At 29.5% G+C, this 18,502-nt stretch carries 13 protein-coding genes and 1 pseudogene; 3 read left to right on the top strand and 11 right to left on the bottom strand.

Translation table 11 applies throughout. The features are described from left to right. Window positions 1-98: 98 nt before the first annotated feature. From CELLY_RS13225 to CELLY_RS13175, 11 genes and pseudogenes are all read right to left on the bottom strand, one after another. Complete coding sequence (locus CELLY_RS13225; RefSeq protein WP_013622187.1) at window positions 99-1,265, bottom strand: glycosyltransferase; 1,167 nt, start codon at window positions 1,263-1,265, stop codon at window positions 99-101. 108 nt (window positions 1,266-1,373) lie between these two features. Next, window positions 1,374-1,548: pseudogene (locus tag CELLY_RS17355) on the bottom strand (DapH/DapD/GlmU-related protein); the annotation flags it as partial. Between the two features lie 426 nt (window positions 1,549-1,974). Then, window positions 1,975-3,831 carry an asparagine synthase (glutamine-hydrolyzing) gene (gene asnB, locus CELLY_RS13215; protein WP_013622185.1) on the bottom strand — a complete coding sequence of 619 codons (1,857 nt, stop codon included), beginning with the start codon at window positions 3,829-3,831 and terminating at the stop codon, window positions 1,975-1,977. 50 nt (window positions 3,832-3,881) lie between these two features. Further along, window positions 3,882-5,105, bottom strand: coding sequence for an O-antigen ligase family protein (locus CELLY_RS13210; RefSeq protein ID WP_013622184.1), 1,224 nt, complete (start codon window positions 5,103-5,105; stop codon window positions 3,882-3,884). Continuing rightward, entirely contained in the window at window positions 5,102-6,139 is a 1,038-nt protein-coding gene (locus CELLY_RS13205; RefSeq protein WP_013622183.1) for a hypothetical protein, read from the bottom strand. The genes CELLY_RS13210 and CELLY_RS13205 overlap by 4 nt, the downstream gene beginning before the upstream one ends. 5 nt (window positions 6,140-6,144) lie before the next feature. Continuing rightward, on the bottom strand, window positions 6,145-7,581 hold the full coding sequence (locus CELLY_RS13200; RefSeq protein ID WP_013622182.1) for an MBOAT family O-acyltransferase: 1,437 nt from the start codon (window positions 7,579-7,581) through the stop codon (window positions 6,145-6,147). Window positions 7,582-7,587: 6 nt separating this feature from the next. After that, entirely contained in the window at window positions 7,588-8,916 is a 1,329-nt protein-coding gene (locus CELLY_RS13195; RefSeq protein WP_013622181.1) for a flippase, read from the bottom strand. 55 nt (window positions 8,917-8,971) lie between these two features. Beyond that, complete coding sequence (locus CELLY_RS13190) at window positions 8,972-10,057, bottom strand: GDP-L-fucose synthase family protein (protein WP_013622180.1); 1,086 nt, start codon at window positions 10,055-10,057, stop codon at window positions 8,972-8,974. Window position 10,058: 1 nt separating this feature from the next. Beyond that, complete coding sequence (gene gmd / locus CELLY_RS13185) at window positions 10,059-11,180, bottom strand: GDP-mannose 4,6-dehydratase (protein ID WP_013622179.1); 1,122 nt, start codon at window positions 11,178-11,180, stop codon at window positions 10,059-10,061. A gap of 239 nt (window positions 11,181-11,419) precedes the next feature. Beyond that, entirely contained in the window at window positions 11,420-12,571 is a 1,152-nt protein-coding gene (locus tag CELLY_RS13180; protein WP_169309927.1) for a polysaccharide deacetylase family protein, read from the bottom strand. A gap of 17 nt (window positions 12,572-12,588) precedes the next feature. After that, window positions 12,589-14,565 carry a hypothetical protein gene (locus CELLY_RS13175; RefSeq protein ID WP_013622177.1) on the bottom strand — a complete coding sequence of 659 codons (1,977 nt, stop codon included), beginning with the start codon at window positions 14,563-14,565 and terminating at the stop codon, window positions 12,589-12,591. Window positions 14,566-15,009: 444 nt separating this feature from the next. Here CELLY_RS13175 and CELLY_RS13170 point away from each other — a divergent pair, with 444 nt between their 5' ends. The 3 genes from CELLY_RS13170 (at window position 15,010) to CELLY_RS13160 (ending at window position 18,495) form a co-directional block, all read left to right on the top strand. Then, on the top strand, window positions 15,010-16,314 hold the full coding sequence (locus CELLY_RS13170; RefSeq protein WP_013622176.1) for a phenylacetate--CoA ligase family protein: 1,305 nt from the start codon (window positions 15,010-15,012) through the stop codon (window positions 16,312-16,314). Window positions 16,315-16,340: 26 nt separating this feature from the next. After that, entirely contained in the window at window positions 16,341-17,357 is a 1,017-nt protein-coding gene (locus CELLY_RS13165) for an ATP-grasp domain-containing protein (protein WP_013622175.1), read from the top strand. 103 nt (window positions 17,358-17,460) lie between these two features. After that, window positions 17,461-18,495 carry a hypothetical protein gene (locus CELLY_RS13160; protein WP_013622174.1) on the top strand — a complete coding sequence of 345 codons (1,035 nt, stop codon included), beginning with the start codon at window positions 17,461-17,463 and terminating at the stop codon, window positions 18,493-18,495. The last annotated feature ends 7 nt before the right edge of the window (window positions 18,496-18,502 follow it).

Below are 18,502 nucleotides of genomic sequence, written 5' to 3'. Positions count from 1 at the left end.
TTTAAAATTTAATAAGATAAAACTACAATATTACTTTTTGTATGAACACAATATTGGATAAGGATACCCAATTATGCGTTTATCTGTACTTACAGATTTTACTTACCTAATATTCGCTTAAAAAGAACACTAAATTTCCTAAAAGTTTCTAATTTAATATAATGCAAAGCATCGTTATAATTTACACGCTTTATGTTATACAAAAAATCACTTTTAAAATTTAAATTATTCTTATTTTTTTGCTCTATACTTAAATCATAAAGAAAAAAATCACTCCCATTGATATTATGCAAAATATTAGAATCTATAGGCTTTAATGACTTTCCAAAAGATTTTTCAATTTTATAATTTAATATCTTTCTTGAAAGCAAATATTTTGTTGGATAAACTTCTTTATAACCATACAAATCAACTGTAATATCTTCTTTATCTTTATTTAAAAAAGACATTATATACTTATTCTCAAAAAAAGAATCGTAAACCGACTTTGAGTCATTTAATTCTGAGAAAAAATACTTTTTCTTAACCCCTTCTTGCAAGGGAACCTGATATAATGTACTGCCAACACCAACATGGGTACCCGCATCACTAAAATTAGTTGACAAAGAAATTTTAGGATATAAAAAATATAAGTTTTTAGTAATCAGGTATGCTATATTGTATTTCAACCAAGATTTTTCTGACCAAGATCTAACATACTTAGGCACTTTATCATTACTATTAATATCCTGACCTTTATTATACCAATCTTTAAAACCCATCCAATGTGTTGCACTCCAAGCTTGCCCCCAAGATGATGCAAATTGAAAGTACCAATTATCATAACCATCATCTATTGCGCTAAAATGTTCTCCTTTATGTACATTAAATTGATGATTATATAACGAGACACCGGCTATGTATGATTTATTTTCACTAAAATCTAGCGCACTAACCGTATAATTATAAAAATTAGGTGAAACTAATAAATCATCTTCCAAAACAATAACTGCCCCATAAGTTAAACTTAGATCACCACATTTAATTATATGTTTTCTTAATCCTAAATTTTCTTGTTGATAAGCAATTTTTTTTTCTCCAAAATTCCAACTAAAGTTTTCTGCTATTTTCAAAACGTCTTCATTATTTGGACCTTTATCTATGCTTATTATTAAATCTATGTTGGTACTAGGGTAATTTGCCTTACTTAATGATTGTAATAATCTTTGTAAGGATTTAGGTCTGTTATAAGCTACTACTACAATTGGTACATTTTTACTAATCATCTTTAATGTTTTTTATAAAACCTTGTATATCTGTAAAAAAAGCTGCGTTATTTGCAATCCAATCTTTAGGTTTATCCCACCATCTAATTTCTTTTAAAAAAGCTATTTCTGTATCTAAAAATCTTTTTTTTATCATTTTAGATGGAACGCCACCAACAACCGTATAGGGTGCTACATTTTTATTTACAAGAGAATTTGCAGCAATAATTGCACCATCACCAATTTCAACACCATCCAAAATAGAAACATTGGCTCCAATCCAAACGTCATTACCTATTTTAATTGTATACATTCCCTTTTCATCTATAGCATCAGGAAACTCTTTAAACAATTGCTCTTTTGCATATGTAAAAGGTACAGGTGTTTTTAATGCAAAAAATGAAGGATGTGTAGACACAAAGGTGTTCGCTGGATGCCTACCAAATATACACTGCACGTTTGGGCCAATAGAACAATACCGACCTATTTTTGTTTTTGAGATTTTTGTACTTTGTGCTATATAAGAACCATATCCTATGTATGAAGAAGTAATGGAGCTGTAAGCCCCAAAACCATTAGCCCCTTCACAAATTGTAGAAAAACCAATAAATGCATTTTTCCCATACTTAATACCTAATGTTTTTTTAAGACGCAGACGTCTAAAATACATCACACATTTAGTTAAAAAACCACTACTCAATATTAGTTTTTTTATCCTACTTTTCATTTATTATTTATTAGGAAATGATTTTCCGCTTAAAACTGACTTCTCCCAAATATACGGTGATAGTTCTGACCAACATTTTTGAGCATCAGAAAACTCATTATTTTCTCCCTTAACAATTTTTGTGATTTTGGTTTGTAAATCTTTTGGATTACTAACCAAATTAGATTGTAAAAAGTCAGTGTCATTTATTGTACTTAAAAACCAATCACTCAAATCGTTTTGCATCCAATTTACAATTGGAGAACTAAAACCAATTTTAGACTTTCTCCAAGTAACTTCCTTAGGCATATAAGGGTCTAAAGCATCACGTACTATTCTTTTGGTATATCCACCTCCTATTTTGCTTGAATAAGGTAATGAGTTTACAAAATTTACAATTCTATGATCCATAAATGGCATACGTATTTCCACGCTATTAATCATAGCATACCTATCATAATTACGCAATAAAGTAGGTAGTATATTTTCATGAAACATTGCGTATAAATATTGAGCATGGTTGTCTAATTTTTTAAAATTAGGGTGTCCGTTATCAATAGATGGCATTGTTTTACCTAATATTTTTTTTACTGTTTTTTTAGACATAAAGTCTGTATACAATTTGCTACTATTTGTGCGTTTGTATTGCTCTTTGTCTTCATTAATAGAATCTTGGTAAATATTTAATATATCTTTTGTTTTAGACGGACTTAACTTAGCATCCCATAAAGCTTCTAAATTACCTTGTTGGTAACCACTTAATAGTTCATCTGCTCCATGACCATCTAGTGTAACTGTTACACCATTTTTTTTCACGGACTCATACAACATAATCATTGGTATTGGAGACGTGATGTATAAATCTTCAAACTTATAAAAATATTCTTCTAACTTGTCCCAATGTTGTAGAGGGTTTATATCTACAAAAGTTGCACCTATACCTAAATTATCTGTTACCTTTTTAGCGTAGTAAGATTCATCTAAAGGAGTACCCGGAAAAGAAGCTACAAAAGCGTGCTGCCAATCTTTAGAATAACTGCCATTATCTTTTGCCAAATTAGCCATAGCGGAAATTGTTGCGCTACTGTCTAACCCTCCACTTAAAGCTGTTCCTATAGTAACATCAGAACGCATACGTAATTTGCAGGCATCCATAAACAATTCTCTAAATTTTTCTACCTGCTCATCATAAGACTTAGGCACTTCTACTAAATTATCTAACGTATTATGGTATCTATATGTATTTAGTTTCCCCGCTTTATACACAGCACTATGCCCCGCAGGAAAACGCTGTATGCCTTTAATTAAACATTTATCTGTAGATTCATAGAAAAAAATATTTTTTTTCATCCAATGAAAATCTTCCGAAATCTCTAATTGTTTAAAGAAAGGGAAAATGGCTTTCATTTCAGACGCAAAAACAAACTGACCATTTATTTGTGCGTAAAACAACGGTTTTTTACCATATCTGTCTCTAGATATAAATAACTTTTTAGTTTCTTTATCCCATATTGCAAATGCCCACATACCATTAAACTTATGCACACACTCTTCACCCCATTCTAAAAAAGCTTTAAGCAACACCTCTGTGTCTGAAGTTGACTTAAATGAATGTCCTTTTAACGCTAGCTCTTTTTTTATTTCTATAAAATTATATATTTCACCATTAAAAGTTATCAAATACCTATCGTTTTCACTCTTCATAGGTTGGTGCCCTGTTTCAGACACATCTAAAATAGATAATCTTCTATGACCTAATGTAACGTCATGATCTACAGACTCTACTCCAAAACTATCTGGACCTCTGTGGTACAGTGTATCTAATGCTGGTTTAAATTTATCGTATGGTGTGTAAGGCACAGTGCCTAAAATTCCGCACATATTTTTATGGTGTTAGTGAATATTATATATAGTTATTGTTTTAAAAAAAACTAATTTATTGATTGATGATTGTTTGCATTTAATACATTACCGTTATTTGTCGTTATATAATGGTGACGTACTAACCCCACAAACAAACAAAATAATATAAACAACGTAAATGTACCATCTATACCAGGTTCTACCATAAACAATGAGAAAAAGCCCAAGGTATAGGTTAAGCATAAAATTTGAAATGACATATCTATTTTTTTACTAAAAAAAATATTATAAATTAAATTAATAAAGCGTAATGAGTACAGTATAAGAATTACAAAAGGAATGAAACCTCCCACTCGCAATGCATCTAACCACAGATTATGAGAATACCCAAATTCCTGTAAATCCCAGCCTAAAGGTTTTTCAAACATATAATCTATAGATTTCACCCAAAGTTTTGTACGGCCACCACCGCTTGCTATATCTGCTGCCCCATCATCTTCCATTCTACTAGCAAAAGTTGCTAAAATATCAGAGTCTAAATCTAGAGAAACCTGTGTTGCAACTACACCTAATAAAATAGCAAATACTGTAAATGTTACAGAGTTCTCTTTAAACGACCTTTTAGGTATAGCTACAACCAAACTAATAATTAATGACAGTATAAAAATTGCCAATTGTGTTCTACTACCAATTCGTAAAACACACAATAAACTTATCACGAAAATAGCACCTAGTACAATTATCAAATATTTTGGAATTACTTTATATGCAGAAAACAACAAAGCAGGAATACACATATTAAAAACAAAAAAAGCTCCCATTGCAGTAGCATTTATTGGTTCTCCACCCCAAAACATTGGCAAATTTCTATCTAGCTGCCCAAAACCACCTTCTAGTATGTTTAAGACAACCGATACCATAGCTGGGAATGAATATATAAGTGTTAAAATTACAGCAGTAAAAAATACAAACATTGATTCTTTAAATACAGTAGAGATATATTTGCCCCAAAGATACAATACCGGTGGAGCTGATGCGTAAATAATTACAAATTGAAATCCTTTCCAGGGATTCAATGCATAAAACATTCCATAGGTTACAGAAAAAAAAGTTAACAATAAAAAGTTGCGATCTATGGCTTTTTTTAAGAATTGCTTCTTAAATAAAATTAAGCCTATACAACCATAAGCAAATAGATGTCCGTAATTAAAAATATTGGTAAATAAACCAATTAAAAATAATAACGGTATAAAACCTATTGTTTGTATTTTATCAATAAGTTCCCTCTTCATTTCATTTTTTTTGCTAAAGCTTTTGTAAATAATATAGACCCTTCTTTAGATAAGTGATGTAAATCCACCCAATAAACTCCTGAATTCAGAAAAGAATAATCCTTGATCTCATAAATATTACTAGCATCTGACTCTAATGGCATAAAATTTGATCTTTTATATTTTTTATTTATATTTAAGTCTGACATTACTGGTATGTATAACTGAGAAAATTTGAACTTGTTTAACCTACTAATCTCTTTAGCCTTATACACAAATGCTTCTTGAGAACTTGAATTGGTTAGCCAACTATTATTAGAAAACCTAAACTTAATTTCTCTTAAAAGACTTTTAGCTTTTCTTATAATTAAAGACTCCAGATTTTCGCTAATGTAATTAAATCCATTTTGATATAGATTAAATCCTTCATCTATTCTATTAAGTTTATTTATATTTTCTGATTTTTTTAAATAATCTTTACTTAATTCGTTTTTTGCATAACGAACTCCGTAAAAGAACTTTATCTCTTCTTTGTACACCGTTTTTGTTGGAGTATAAAACAGATATTCAAGAGTTAACTTAACTCTCTTGAATAAGTATTTAACAAAATATAAATTTACTGTTTGTCCATTAGCAATATACTCGCTAGGTCGATATAATAGAGGACTTAGTTTATGAAATCCAACTGTATAAAACTTATGCTTTAGACTAATAACTTCCTTTGGCTGTAATTTTTTAATTCTATTTAAAAAGTACAATCCCAAATCGTTACCATTATGTTTCACTGCCATATTGATTACTTTTTTATCATTAAATGAAAGTACTGAATCATTAACTCCATTTAAGACATAAGAAGAACCTAGAAAAATAGTGCTATTTTTTATTCGCTCAGGATAATTATTTATTATGTCTAAATTCCATCCAACTTTTTCATAAGCCGTGCCCTTAGTTTTGCTGGCAATAAATTCATCAGAATACTTAACTTCTCCTAAAACTATCGCTAAAAAAAACACCAAAGCATTAAAAATCAATAACTTAATTAAAAAACTCTTCATTTCATCTAAAATTGAAAATAAATAAAATCTTGTTGATTACTAACATTACCTATAATAACAAAAACAATAAGCATGTAAAAAGCCCACCTAATAACTCTACTTCTTTTAACAAATAATTTTTCTATTGCATAGTCACTATTTTTTCCAAACCACTCAATAATTAAAAAACTTAAAATGTAAATATTTAAAAAAAATGGAGCCACTTCAGGTGTACTGAATATTGTAGAATCAAAAATTCCTACAATATAACTTAATGCATGTTCTAAATTTAAAGCTCTAAAAAATATCCACGCAAAAACTGTCAAACTAAATGTTAATAACATCTTCACAAAATCTTTAAAAGTAGGAATATAAGATTTTCCTCCTATAACATCCATATTACTTCTATTCTTATTAAATAACAATAAGGGCAAAAAATATATAGCATTTAGAGCACCCCAAATAACAAATGTCCAGTTTGCACCATGCCAAAATCCACTAACTAAAAATATAATGAATGTATTTCTAATCTTCATTTTTAGCCCACCTCTACTTCCTCCTAAAGGTATATACAAGTAATCTCTAAACCACGTAGATAAAGATATGTGCCATCTCCTCCAAAATTCAGCAATATCTCTTGAAAAATAAGGAAAAGCAAAGTTTTTCATAAGGTTAAATCCAAACAACCTAGAAACTCCAATTGCAATATCTGAATAACCACTAAAATCACCATATATTTGAAAAGCAAATAGTATCGCTCCTACTAAAAGAGTACTTCCTGAATAACCATCTGAATTATCAAAAATAATATTTACATATTTAGCACATTGATCAGCAATGACAATTTTCTTGAATAATCCCCATAAAATTTGGCGCAATCCTGATTTTGCCTTCTCTAAAGAAAAAACCCTACGTTTATAAAACTGAGGTAATAAATTAGTGGCTCGCTCTATTGGGCCTGCAACTAGTTGAGGAAAAAAACTAACAAACGCTGCAAAAGATATAAAATCTTCTGCCGGCTCTAAATTTCTACGATAAATATCTATTGTATAACTAAGTGTTTGAAAAGTATAAAAACTAATCCCCACAGGCAATATAACTTTTAACGTAGAAACATTAAAATTTAATCCAAAAAAGGAAAAAGCATTAATAAAATTATCAAGAAAAAAATTACAATATTTAAAGTAAAATAACAATCCTAAATTCACGAATAAACTAGTATAAAGAAATATTTTCTGTCTAGATACTTTCTCCGTCCTATACATAAGATTTCCCAAACAATAATCTACAATTGTACTAAATAAAATTAATGACAGAAACCTCCAATCCCACCAACCATAAAAAACATAACTAGCTACAAGTAAAACTATATTTTGTTTTTTTATACTCTTATTTACTAAAAACCAATAAATAAAGAACACTATAGGTAAAAAAATTGCAAAATCTAATGAATTAAAAAGCATTTTATGTTAATTATTATTTTTATATTTTTTTTTAAATAAACTTAAAAAAAACAGAGCCCTAATCATCATGAAAAAAGTTTTTCTTGTTTTTTTAAACAAAACTGGCGCAAACAATGAAGCTATAGCCTGTGCTATAAGCGTTGCATAAGCAGCACCTAATATACCATATTTAGGTATAAATAGTATATTTAAGAGTACGTTTACCAACATTCCTAAAGCCAAACATAAAATATTATATTTCTGCAAGTTTTCACTAATAAACCATTTTTGATTGGCTACACCTAAAAACACAAAAACTCCCGCCCAAATATGTATTTTTAAAACAGTTGCTGATAGATTATAAGCTTCCCCATACAATAATTCTATTCCCCAATCACTTAATAACAATACAGGTACAACTACACTTAACCCTAAAACAACCATTAAATTAAACAAACGTTGTAATCTAGAAAAATATAACCTTTCATCTACTTTTTTAGCATTAAGAATTGCCGGAAACAAAGAACTACATATTATCATAGGTATAAAATACCACGCTTCACTTAAACGTACTGCTGCGGAATACTGACCAACTGCTTCTGTGTTTAAAAACTCTTTTATCATTACTTGATCTATTTTCATATAAATAGATATTACAATAGCACTCAGTATTAATGGCCAGGCATCTAACAGCAATTGCTTCGCTTTTTTTGATGAAAAAGACCATTTTTTTATAAAGTTTCCTTGCCTTTGATATAAGTAAATTTGGCCAAACATTAAAAATGCAATATCAAAAACCAGCACATACACAAAGTAAATTAAACTGTAGTTGTTTAGGATAAAAAAAACTTTCAGCGCTGCAGAAATCAACAATCCTATAAAGCTAGGTATAACAATATTTTTACTTGTAACATTACTGTAAAAATAAGAGGTAATTACGCCAAAACTATTAATAAAAGTGATACCTCCTAATATTAAAATAATTTTATTAGTTAATTGGTCATTATCGTTTACAAATACAGCAATAAGCAAACAAAACATGATAAAACAGGAGCCTAAAATTTGCATCCAAAAAGACGTCCCTAAAATTAAATTTTTATCATCTTTATCTTTTACTAGTTCCCTTACAATTATATCATTAAGCCCTAAGGTAGAAAATGCAGTAAATAACCCAACAAAACTTTGTGCATAACTCAGGACACCAAATTGATTAGGCCCCAAATAACGTGCTACCCAAACCCCTATGGTTAGCGCCACAACCATACGAGCAACTTTTTCTGCCATTAGCCATGACGTATTCTTTAAATATCTTAAAAAACCACCTTGAAATATTACATTTTTAATCTTTTGAATCATACAATTAGTTAAACTTCATTTGTTTATTTACTCTTTCAATCGATTTTTAACTAATTTATGTTTTTGCAATATACCAATTGTATAATGATGCTATACCTTCTTCTAAATTAACTTTATGCTTCCATCCTAAATTGTTAAGTTTGGTTACATCTGTTAGTTTTTTCATTGTCCCGTCAGGCTTATTTGTATTAAAAACAAATGCTCCTTTATACCCCACTGTTGTAGCTATTAAATCTGCCAGTTGTGCTATACTTATATCTTCTCCGGTTCCTATATTTATATGAGTGTTCCTAACTTCTTTAATGTCTTTTACTACATCTACAAAATCTCTTTCTCTCATAATATACACACAGGCATCTGCCATATCCTCCGACCATAAAAATTCTCGTTTAGGCTTTCCGGTTCCCCAAATCTCTACACTAGCTTTAGATTGATTTAATACCACTCCAAAGTCTGATAAAACCTGTTTTATTTCTTCCTCAGAGGCAGAACCGTTTACACCTTTTATTGGTAACTTGTTTAAGTCTGAACTGATATAATCCCAGTTTTTATCTTCTAATGCTTTACCTAAGGCTACTTTTCTAATTAATGCAGGAAGTACGTGTGACTTTTCTAAATCAAAATTATCATTAGGGCCGTACAAATTTGTTGGCATTACAGAAATAAAGTTAGTGCCGTACTGTAGGTTGTAACTTTCACACATTTTTATACCTGCTATCTTTGCTATTGCGTATGGCTCATTGGTATATTCTAATGTATCTGTTAATAGGTAGTCCTCTTTCATTGGTTGAGGACAATTTTTGGGATAGATACACGTGCTTCCTAAAAACAATAATTTCTCTACCTTATGTACATAAGATTGATGAATTACATTGTTTTGGATCATTAAATTTTCATAAATAAAATCGGCTCTATAGGTATTATTTGCTACAATACCTCCTACTTTGGCTGCTGCTAAAAACACATATTTGGGTTGTTCTGCCTTAAAAAAATTAGAAACTGCTTCTGTATTGGTTAAATCTAATTCCTTATGGGTTTTTACTACTAAATTGTGATACCCTCTACTCTTTAAATTTTTAACAATTGCACTGCCTACAAGCCCCCTGTGACCTGCAACATATATTTTTGAACTCTTATCCATATTACTCAAAGTAGTTTAAAATTCGGTATCCCCCGTCTTTTAAATACTGCTCTTTTTGCATTAGCTTTAAATCGCTCTGAACCATATCTTTTACCAAGTCAGCCAACTCATACTCTACTGTCCACCCTAATTTTGTTTTTGCCTTAGTTGGGTCTCCAATTAATAGCTCTACCTCGGTTGGTCTAAAGTATTTTGGATCTACAGACAGTACCTCTTTTCCAATCTCTAATTGATAATCTGGATTGCTACATTTTACAACATAAGCTTTTTCTTCTACCCCACTTCCTTTAAACTCTAACTCTATACCAGCTTCTGCAAAACTCATTTTCACAAACTCTCGCACCTTTGTTGTTTTGCCTGTTGCTATAACCCAATCTTCTGGCTCATCTGCTTGTAGTATCATCCACATCATACGAACGTAGTCTTTTGCATGACCCCAATCGCGTTCGGCATCTAAATTTCCTAAGTAAAATTTATCTTGTAAACCCAATGCTATTTTTGCTGTGGCTCTTGTAATTTTTCGTGTTACAAATGTTTCTCCTCGTATAGGTGATTCATGATTAAATAATATACCATTACATGCATACATATTATACGCCTCTCTGTAATTTACTGTTATCCAATATGCGTACATTTTTGCTACTGCATACGGACTTCTAGGGTAAAATGGAGTTGTTTCTGATTGAGGAACCTCTTGTACTTTTCCGTATAACTCTGAGGTTGAAGCTTGGTAGATTCTTGTTTTATTAGACAAACCTAACATACGTACTGCGTCTAATATACGTAAGGTTCCTATACCATCTGCATTAGCGGTGTACTCTGGAACTTCAAAAGACACGTGTACATGACTCATTGCTGCCAAGTTGTATATCTCATCAGGTTGTATTTCTTGTATAAGTCTAATTAAATTTGTACTATCAGTCATATCACCATAGTGCAAAATAAAATTTCTGTTCTCTATATGTGGATCTTGGTACAAGTGGTCTATCCTATCTGTATTAAATAATGAGGAACGCCTCTTTAAACCGTGTACCTCATACCCTTTTTTTAGTAAAAATTCACTTAAATAAGCGCCATCTTGGCCTGTTACCCCTGTTATTAAAGCTACTTTCTTATCTGACATAGTTGTAGTATATTCTTTTATAGTTGTGTTTATTTTTTATACTTTATGCGCAAATCTATTACTAAGCACAACACAAATATAGTATTTGTACACCTAAACTTACACACCTACAAATGTCAGTTATTTTAATGTATTAACTTGTATTAATCTACAAACGGTAACATTAATTAGATAAGTTAAACACAAATAAGAATAAAAAAGGTGATACACTTATATTCTCAATAAAGAAGGATGGTAAATTAGAAAGAAATACTCACAGTACCCTTATCAGGAGTTGCATTAAAAATCACAAACTTAGAAGCTCCTAATTTTGCAATTCCATAATCCAATTGAACATTTGATTGTTTAACTACTAAAGAAGAATCAATAGTTTCAAAAGGAATCTTTTTTTTAACCGTAATTGGATGATTATAGATACTATCATCTAAATTATCAGTAATAGAAATTTCAATAAGGTTTGAAGTTTGATTTTCGACTTTTAAAGTTGCTGCTTCTCTTTCTTTGATATATTTAACAACATCAACAAAAGTTGCAACCCAATAAATATTTATATTTTGATTAAGATAAGTAAGGTGTTTTTTTAATTCTTGAGAATTTACAGAAAAACCTCCTTCAGTGTCAATGTTATGAAATAAATAAATTGCCCATCCATTAGTGTCAATCGATTTTTGTGCCAAATCATTTAATTGTTCTCCTAAAAAATACTGTGTTGTTTCTCCACATAAAACGCCGCCTAAATCGTAATAATCTGATGGCTTATTACTCTGAATACTATTTTTACATGATCGTGCAGCTATATAATATTTCTCAGTTAAACCATATGATTCGGAAGTACAATATGGATATGCAAATGTTAAACAATTAACAGTTTGCATTTTTTTATTAATTTCATTTTTTGATTCTTTCAGCTCATTTTCAATTTGACTACTTGTTATTTTTTCAAAATTTAAATGATTTAATGAATGACTAGCTACTTCATGTCCGTTATCATATGCTTTTTTATAAGGTTCCCAGTCCTTAATTTTATTAGGAAGACTAAATAACGTAGTTTTTAAGTTAAAGCTATCATACAAGGGTATAGCTATATTAATTTGGTTATAATTACTATCATCCCATGTATGAGTAACTGAAGAACGTTTAAACCCAAACCAAGTAGCAATCTCTACGTCTAAGTCTTCTACTCCAAATCCGTTTGTACCTTCAGGTGGCAGCTCAATATAACTTATGATTCCTAAACTGTCTTTTGCGTTTTTTGGAACAACATCAGGTACACTATCATTTTCCTGCACAACTACAGTATCTATTATCTCATCAATATCCTTACTACAAGAACTATTAATCATTAAAAAAAAAGCAAAATTAACAATAAAAAAGAATCTAATTTTGAACATAAACATATAATACTTTTTTAAAAGACAGTAATTGGTAATCCAGCACTATCTTTACTATTGCTAATTTTAACTGTTTTATTAGAGCCGGTTACCTTTATTGCGCCTGTTGCCAACGCTCCATTTATGGTACAATTTGTAATGGCATTGGTATTTCCAAAATTAGAACTATTTTTTGATCCTATATACCCAAATGCTTGCCCAACACCAGATAAACCTTTATAATTTACGGTAACATTGTCTATTGTTAAATTTTCCACACTAGATACTATGCTAACCACTACCCCGCTAAATAAATTAAAAACTTTACCTGCACTATAGTTTACTGCACTATTCTTTAAAGTAACAGCACCAGTAACAGTAGCATTAGAGCTAGACGAGTAACGTAAAACTCCTACATAATTGCCTGGATTGTTACCGCCCCAATTGTAATTAAATGTACTTTCATCTATAACTACAGGTCCATTTTGTGGGTCAAAAATACGTGCTATTTCTACACCACAATTTGTAAACTCATTTTCTTTTATTGTGTTATTTATTAATACACCATAATACCCTGTAGTGCCAGAACCTAAAGTTAACCCAGGATAATTAGAAATATCACTAAAAGTAATTCTGTTTCCTATAATTTTTGCATCCTCAAGTTCAGTAACAGCTATAGCACCCATAGTTGGTATGTTGTTAGAAACCAAATCTGAATTTATCAATTCAAAATTTTTATTGGTTTGTCCTTTTTTTGTGCTAAAAACACCTAAAATTACCGCCGCTTGTCCGTTAAAATCTTGTGCTACACCAGGTGCCTCAAAATAAGAATCTCTAATATGCACATTAGAAACAGTTATTTTAGCTTGTCTACGTTTTGCGTATTTGTAAGTTTCATTAGTTAAATAAAAATTAACGTTATTATCCATAGTAGCAGAACCATGAGGAGCTATATACAAGCACTCAGCATCATCACCAATAATATTTGTAATTATATTATCTTCCAAAAAAACATCAGCAGCTCCATCTTCATACAATCCTAGCAAAATTCCTTTGCTTAATCCATTAACATTATTAGCTATACCATCAGAAGCAGAACTTATGTTATTAATGGTATTACGATAAAACTCACCTTTGTTAAACCCATAAGACTGTGGATACATATTGACTCTAAAAGCTATTCCTCTAGCATTAGATGTTGAATGGTAATTGTGTACATTTAAATCTGCAAAATAGAAACTTTGTTGCCCTCTTAACCAAATTAACCTCCCATAAGTGTCTGTACCATCAAACTCACCATTATAAATTCTAGGACTTAAATTATAAAACGTAAAAATATAATCAACATCAAAAGTATTTATTCTAAAATCAGAATTACTGGTGGTCTCTATTTTTGCTCCGTTTAAATTCCAATCAAAATTACCTTCTCTTTTGTATGTAGATGGCTTGTTTTTAACATACAAACCATTTGGACTAGCGGTAGCAACCTCTATATTATTTATAGCAGCATCAATTGCCGCAGAATCATCTACACCATCTCCAGAAATTGCGCCAAAAACCTCTATACTTAACCTTGATTTATCATAGATACCCGTAAACGTTGTAGAACTTGAAAAAGCTTGCTTGTATGTATTTTCTATAAAAGCATTGTTTAAGTTAATATTTTCTCCTGTAATTACACCACCTGCAGGCTCTATAGTTTGGTTTGCGGCAAATGTACAGTTGTTACAAGTAAAAGAATTTGTTATAATTGCCTTTTTATTAGCGTTATCTGCATTTGTAATATCTTCTTGAGAAGTTGGATAATAACTCCCAACTATTTTGTTTGGATTACTAAAATCTTTATCTTTATAAGGGTCCTCATCTGAACCAGTTACAGGGTCACTTGGTTCTATAATTTCTTCCTTTTCTTCTAATATTAGGTCTGCCAATAAGTCTGAGTCTTGAGAACAAGACATTAAGCAAATGAAAATTAAAAAAAGCATAAACTTGCTTGTAAATTTAGTTAACTGCATAATAGTAAGTTTTTTGGGGAAACGTTTGTATTATTTTTTAAGGTGCAAAAGTAGGTGTTCATTTTTAAATAAACAGATGAAAAGCATAAATAATCGATAAAATACATTTAAAATAACTTTTTTATAACATTACACTTTTATAATCTATTAAACTACTAACGTTTAAAAACTAAATTATTGTAATTAATTAACTAATATTCGATTAAAGTACGTAGTTAAACCGACATTTGGATTATTTCATCTATACTTTTTCTTATATTTTTTTAATTAACATTATTTTTCTTATAAAAATTTACAAACACCTAAATAGCGCACTAAAAAGAAATACAATTTTATTAATAAAAAAATGTTTTACTTGCAGTAATAATATTGTAGCCACAAATTACCATTGTATTTTTTTTTAATATATTACCAGCTACACCATAACTGTTTTTGTTTTGTATTATGAATGTATTAGAACAGATTAGAAATTATACTTTTTGGAGTTTAGATTTTTTTAAAGGGAGTCCTATAAAAAAAGACTTTAAAGATATTCATCGTCTACATCAAATTAAATCCTACACTACTCTTTTAAAAGAGCAAAAAATACAACTGAACAAACTTTTAAGTACAGCCGTAAATAGCACTAAATATTATAATAAACTTAAAGGCCATACATCTTTACTAGATTTTCCTGTAGTAACAAAGAAAGATATTAAAGATAATTTTTTAGACATTACTATTTGTGACACCAACTCTAGCAAAGTTAATATTGTAAAAACCAGTGGATCTACTGGCTCACCATTTAAGATATACCAAACTAAAAGAAAAAAAATAAGAAATACAGCAGACACCCTGTATTACGCAAAACTATCTGGCTTTACATTAGGTCAAAAGTTACTTTATTTAAGGTTATGGGCAGCATATTATAGAAAACCCAAGTTAATTGCTTGGTTACAAAACTCAGTACAGTTAGATGTTAGTGACCTTAATGATACATATTTAAAAAATCTAATTTTGAAATTAGAGAAAGATAGTAGCAACAAAGGTTGGTTAGGATATGCTTCTGGATTTGAAACTATTTGCAGATACTTAGAAAAAAATAATTACGCCCCTATAGATTGCAATATTACATCTATAATAGCCATTTCTGAAAGGCTTGGTAGTGATGTAAAGGAAAAAATGGAATATTATTTTAAGACTCCTACAGTTTCAAGATATTCTAACGTAGAAAACGGTATTATTGCTCAACAAACAAAAGATGACAACTTTTTTACAATTAACTGGGCAAGTTATATTGTAGAAGTTTTAGATTTAGAAAAAGATGAACCTGCTAAAAAAGATGAAGTAGGTAGAATTGTAGTTACAGACCTATATAATTTAGCAACTCCTATGATTAGGTACGATACTGGTGACCTAGGCATACTTACCTACAGCAGTAAAGATGAAATACCTAAACTAAAAAGTATTCAAGGCAGAAGAATGGATGCATTATACAAAACAAACGGTGAAATTTTAAACCCGTTTACAATGCATGCTTATGTATATGATTTTCCTGAAATAGAACAATTGCAATTTATACAACTTGATAAAATAAAATTTAAAATTAAAATTAATACTAATGTTAAGTTTACAAGAGAATCACTACTAATAAGTAAATTTAAAAACGATATTGGCTTAGATGCAAGTATAGATGTGGAGTATGTAAAAGAAATACCATCCTTAAAATCTGGCAAGAGAAAAATATCTGTTAATTTATACAAACCTTAATTAAATATATAGCAAAGCTTATTTATATGGATAAAATTAATATTTTATTTACTTGCGCCGGGAGAAGAAATTACTTAATTAATTATTTTAAAGAAGCTCTAAATAAAAATGGAGCCATAATTGCTACCGATATGCAAAGTAATGCTCCTGCATTAGTAGATGCTGATATTTCTATTACAGTCCCTAGTATTTATGATGACACCTATGTTGATACTTTATTAAAAATTTGTAGGGATTATAAGGTAGACGCAGTTATCTCTTTAAATGATTTAGAATTACCATTACTAGCTAAACATACTAATATTTTTAAACAACAAGGTACCAGAGTTATACTATCTTCCGAGAAAGTAATAGATATAGCTTTTGACAAATGGGAAACATTTAAGTTTATTAAATCTTCTAACTTGCGTACACCCAATACTTATATTAATATAGATTTAGTTGTAAAAGACCTTAAAACTAATAAATTAAATTTCCCTTTAATTATTAAACCAAGGTGGGGAAGTGCATCTATAGGTATTGAAACTGTCTCTAATTTTGATGAGCTAGAATTGGTATATAAACTTCAGAAAATAAAATTAAAAAACACAATTTTAAATACTGTTAGTAAAAACTATATTGATGAGGCCATTTTAATTCAAGAAAAAATTGAAGGTATAGAATACGGGTTAGATATTTTAAACAATTTTAGTGGTAACTACTACGGAACATTTGCAAGAGAAAAAATTGCTATGAGGTCTGGAGAAACAGACAAAGCTATGTCTGTTGTTAATAAAGAAATAAGTACTGTAGGGGAAATAATTTCTAATAAACTAGGCCATATTGGAAATTTAGATTGTGATGTTTTTATAAAAAACAACATTGTATATGTTTTAGAATTAAATCCAAGATTTGGTGGCGGTTATCCTTTTTCTCATGAAGCAGGTATTAATACAGCTGCTATATATTTAGACTGGCTTAGAAACAACAATGATGTAGACAAACATAATAACTATAAGGAAAATATTACTTTTGCTAAATGTGACAAGCTTTTAAAAATTTAAAAGTACTTTTATCTATATAATAGCACCATACATCTATATGGTATAAGCATATTAAAATCAGCAATATTTTTTAACTATTTTTGGTGTAAAACTAGAGTACTTAATGAATAATAAAGCTGGCATTGGTTCATTTTTTCATCACGTAGAACCTGATGATATTAAGGATTTTAATCTTGATAAATATATTACCAATTACAAACTGTTTTACACAGGAAGACATGCTATTAAATTTATTATTGATGAAATAAGTTTATCTAAAGACATCTCTAAAATTTGGTTACCTAAATACTACTGTCAACATGTTACCAGTTGGCTAAAAGAATGTTATCCCAACATTCATTTATATGAAATAGATCCATTTTCTTCCGCTAAAGATTTAGATTTACATAGTTTTTCTAACCCTAATGATATTGTAATTTTAAACAATTTTTGGGGTATTTACACCTATAATATTCCAAAACTAATTACCAAATCAATTTTTATAGAAGATCATTCTCACGGATGGCAAAGTTCTAGTTGCTTAAACAGTACGGCAGACTATTGTGTTGCTTCATTAAGAAAAACACTCCCTATACCATTAGGTGGTATACTATGGCAGCCAAAAAGTAATATCCGCTATAAAAGTAATTTAATTGAAGATAATGATTTTTATGAAAACTGGGATAAGGTAAAATTGGCAATGAGTTTAAAAAGTGATTTTATTAAAAATAAAATTGAAACTAAAGATTTTTTACAACTTATTAACCAATCTGAACAATATTTACACAAACAGTATGCTCCAATAAAATTAACTAAAGAAAATGAAGATTTAATAGCTCTTTTTATAAATAAAGATTACAAAACTTATAAAAAAAATAACTTAGAAATACTCTTAAACAGTTTAAATACTAATAAAAATTTTAAAATATTAAGCTCTGAAACTGATTGTACATTTGGTTTACAACTACTGTTTAAAAACAGAGAAGAATTTGACAAGGTAAAAAAAACACTTATTTCTAATTACATTTACCCATCTGAACTTTGGCCACATAATAAAGAGAGAGAGGAATGGTCATATCTTTTAAATATTCATATAGATTTTAGATACAATAAAGGACATATGAGACATATTATAGATACAATTAACAATATACACTAAAAAGACT

Origin of the sequence: Cellulophaga lytica DSM 7489, from assembly GCF_000190595.1 — a bacterium.
GTDB classification, from domain to species: Bacteria; Bacteroidota; Bacteroidia; order Flavobacteriales; family Flavobacteriaceae; genus Cellulophaga; species Cellulophaga lytica.
This window is presented reverse-complemented; position numbering and strand designations above follow the sequence as displayed.

What these genes read in the sequence shown, in the direction of transcription:
- CELLY_RS13205 (WP_013622183.1), bottom strand. Translation starts at nt 6,139, where the DNA reads ATGAAGAGTTTTTTAATTAAGTTATTGATTTTTAATGCTTTGGTGTTT.
- CELLY_RS13190 (WP_013622180.1), bottom strand. Translation starts at nt 10,057, where the DNA reads ATGGATAAGAGTTCAAAAATATATGTTGCAGGTCACAGGGGGCTTGTA.
- CELLY_RS13165 (WP_013622175.1), top strand. Translation starts at nt 16,341, where the DNA reads ATGGATAAAATTAATATTTTATTTACTTGCGCCGGGAGAAGAAATTAC.
- CELLY_RS13195 (WP_013622181.1), bottom strand. Translation starts at nt 8,916, where the DNA reads ATGATTCAAAAGATTAAAAATGTAATATTTCAAGGTGGTTTTTTAAGA.
- CELLY_RS13175 (WP_013622177.1), bottom strand. Translation starts at nt 14,565, where the DNA reads ATGCAGTTAACTAAATTTACAAGCAAGTTTATGCTTTTTTTAATTTTC.
- CELLY_RS13160 (WP_013622174.1), top strand. Translation starts at nt 17,461, where the DNA reads ATGAATAATAAAGCTGGCATTGGTTCATTTTTTCATCACGTAGAACCT.
- CELLY_RS13200 (WP_013622182.1), bottom strand. Translation starts at nt 7,581, where the DNA reads ATGCTTTTTAATTCATTAGATTTTGCAATTTTTTTACCTATAGTGTTC.
- asnB (WP_013622185.1), bottom strand. Translation starts at nt 3,831, where the DNA reads ATGTGCGGAATTTTAGGCACTGTGCCTTACACACCATACGATAAATTT.
- CELLY_RS13210 (WP_013622184.1), bottom strand. Translation starts at nt 5,105, where the DNA reads ATGAAGAGGGAACTTATTGATAAAATACAAACAATAGGTTTTATACCG.
- CELLY_RS13180 (WP_169309927.1), bottom strand. Translation starts at nt 12,571, where the DNA reads ATGTTCAAAATTAGATTCTTTTTTATTGTTAATTTTGCTTTTTTTTTA.
- CELLY_RS13225 (WP_013622187.1), bottom strand. Translation starts at nt 1,265, where the DNA reads ATGATTAGTAAAAATGTACCAATTGTAGTAGTAGCTTATAACAGACCT.
- CELLY_RS13170 (WP_013622176.1), top strand. Translation starts at nt 15,010, where the DNA reads ATGAATGTATTAGAACAGATTAGAAATTATACTTTTTGGAGTTTAGAT.
- gmd (WP_013622179.1), bottom strand. Translation starts at nt 11,180, where the DNA reads ATGTCAGATAAGAAAGTAGCTTTAATAACAGGGGTAACAGGCCAAGAT.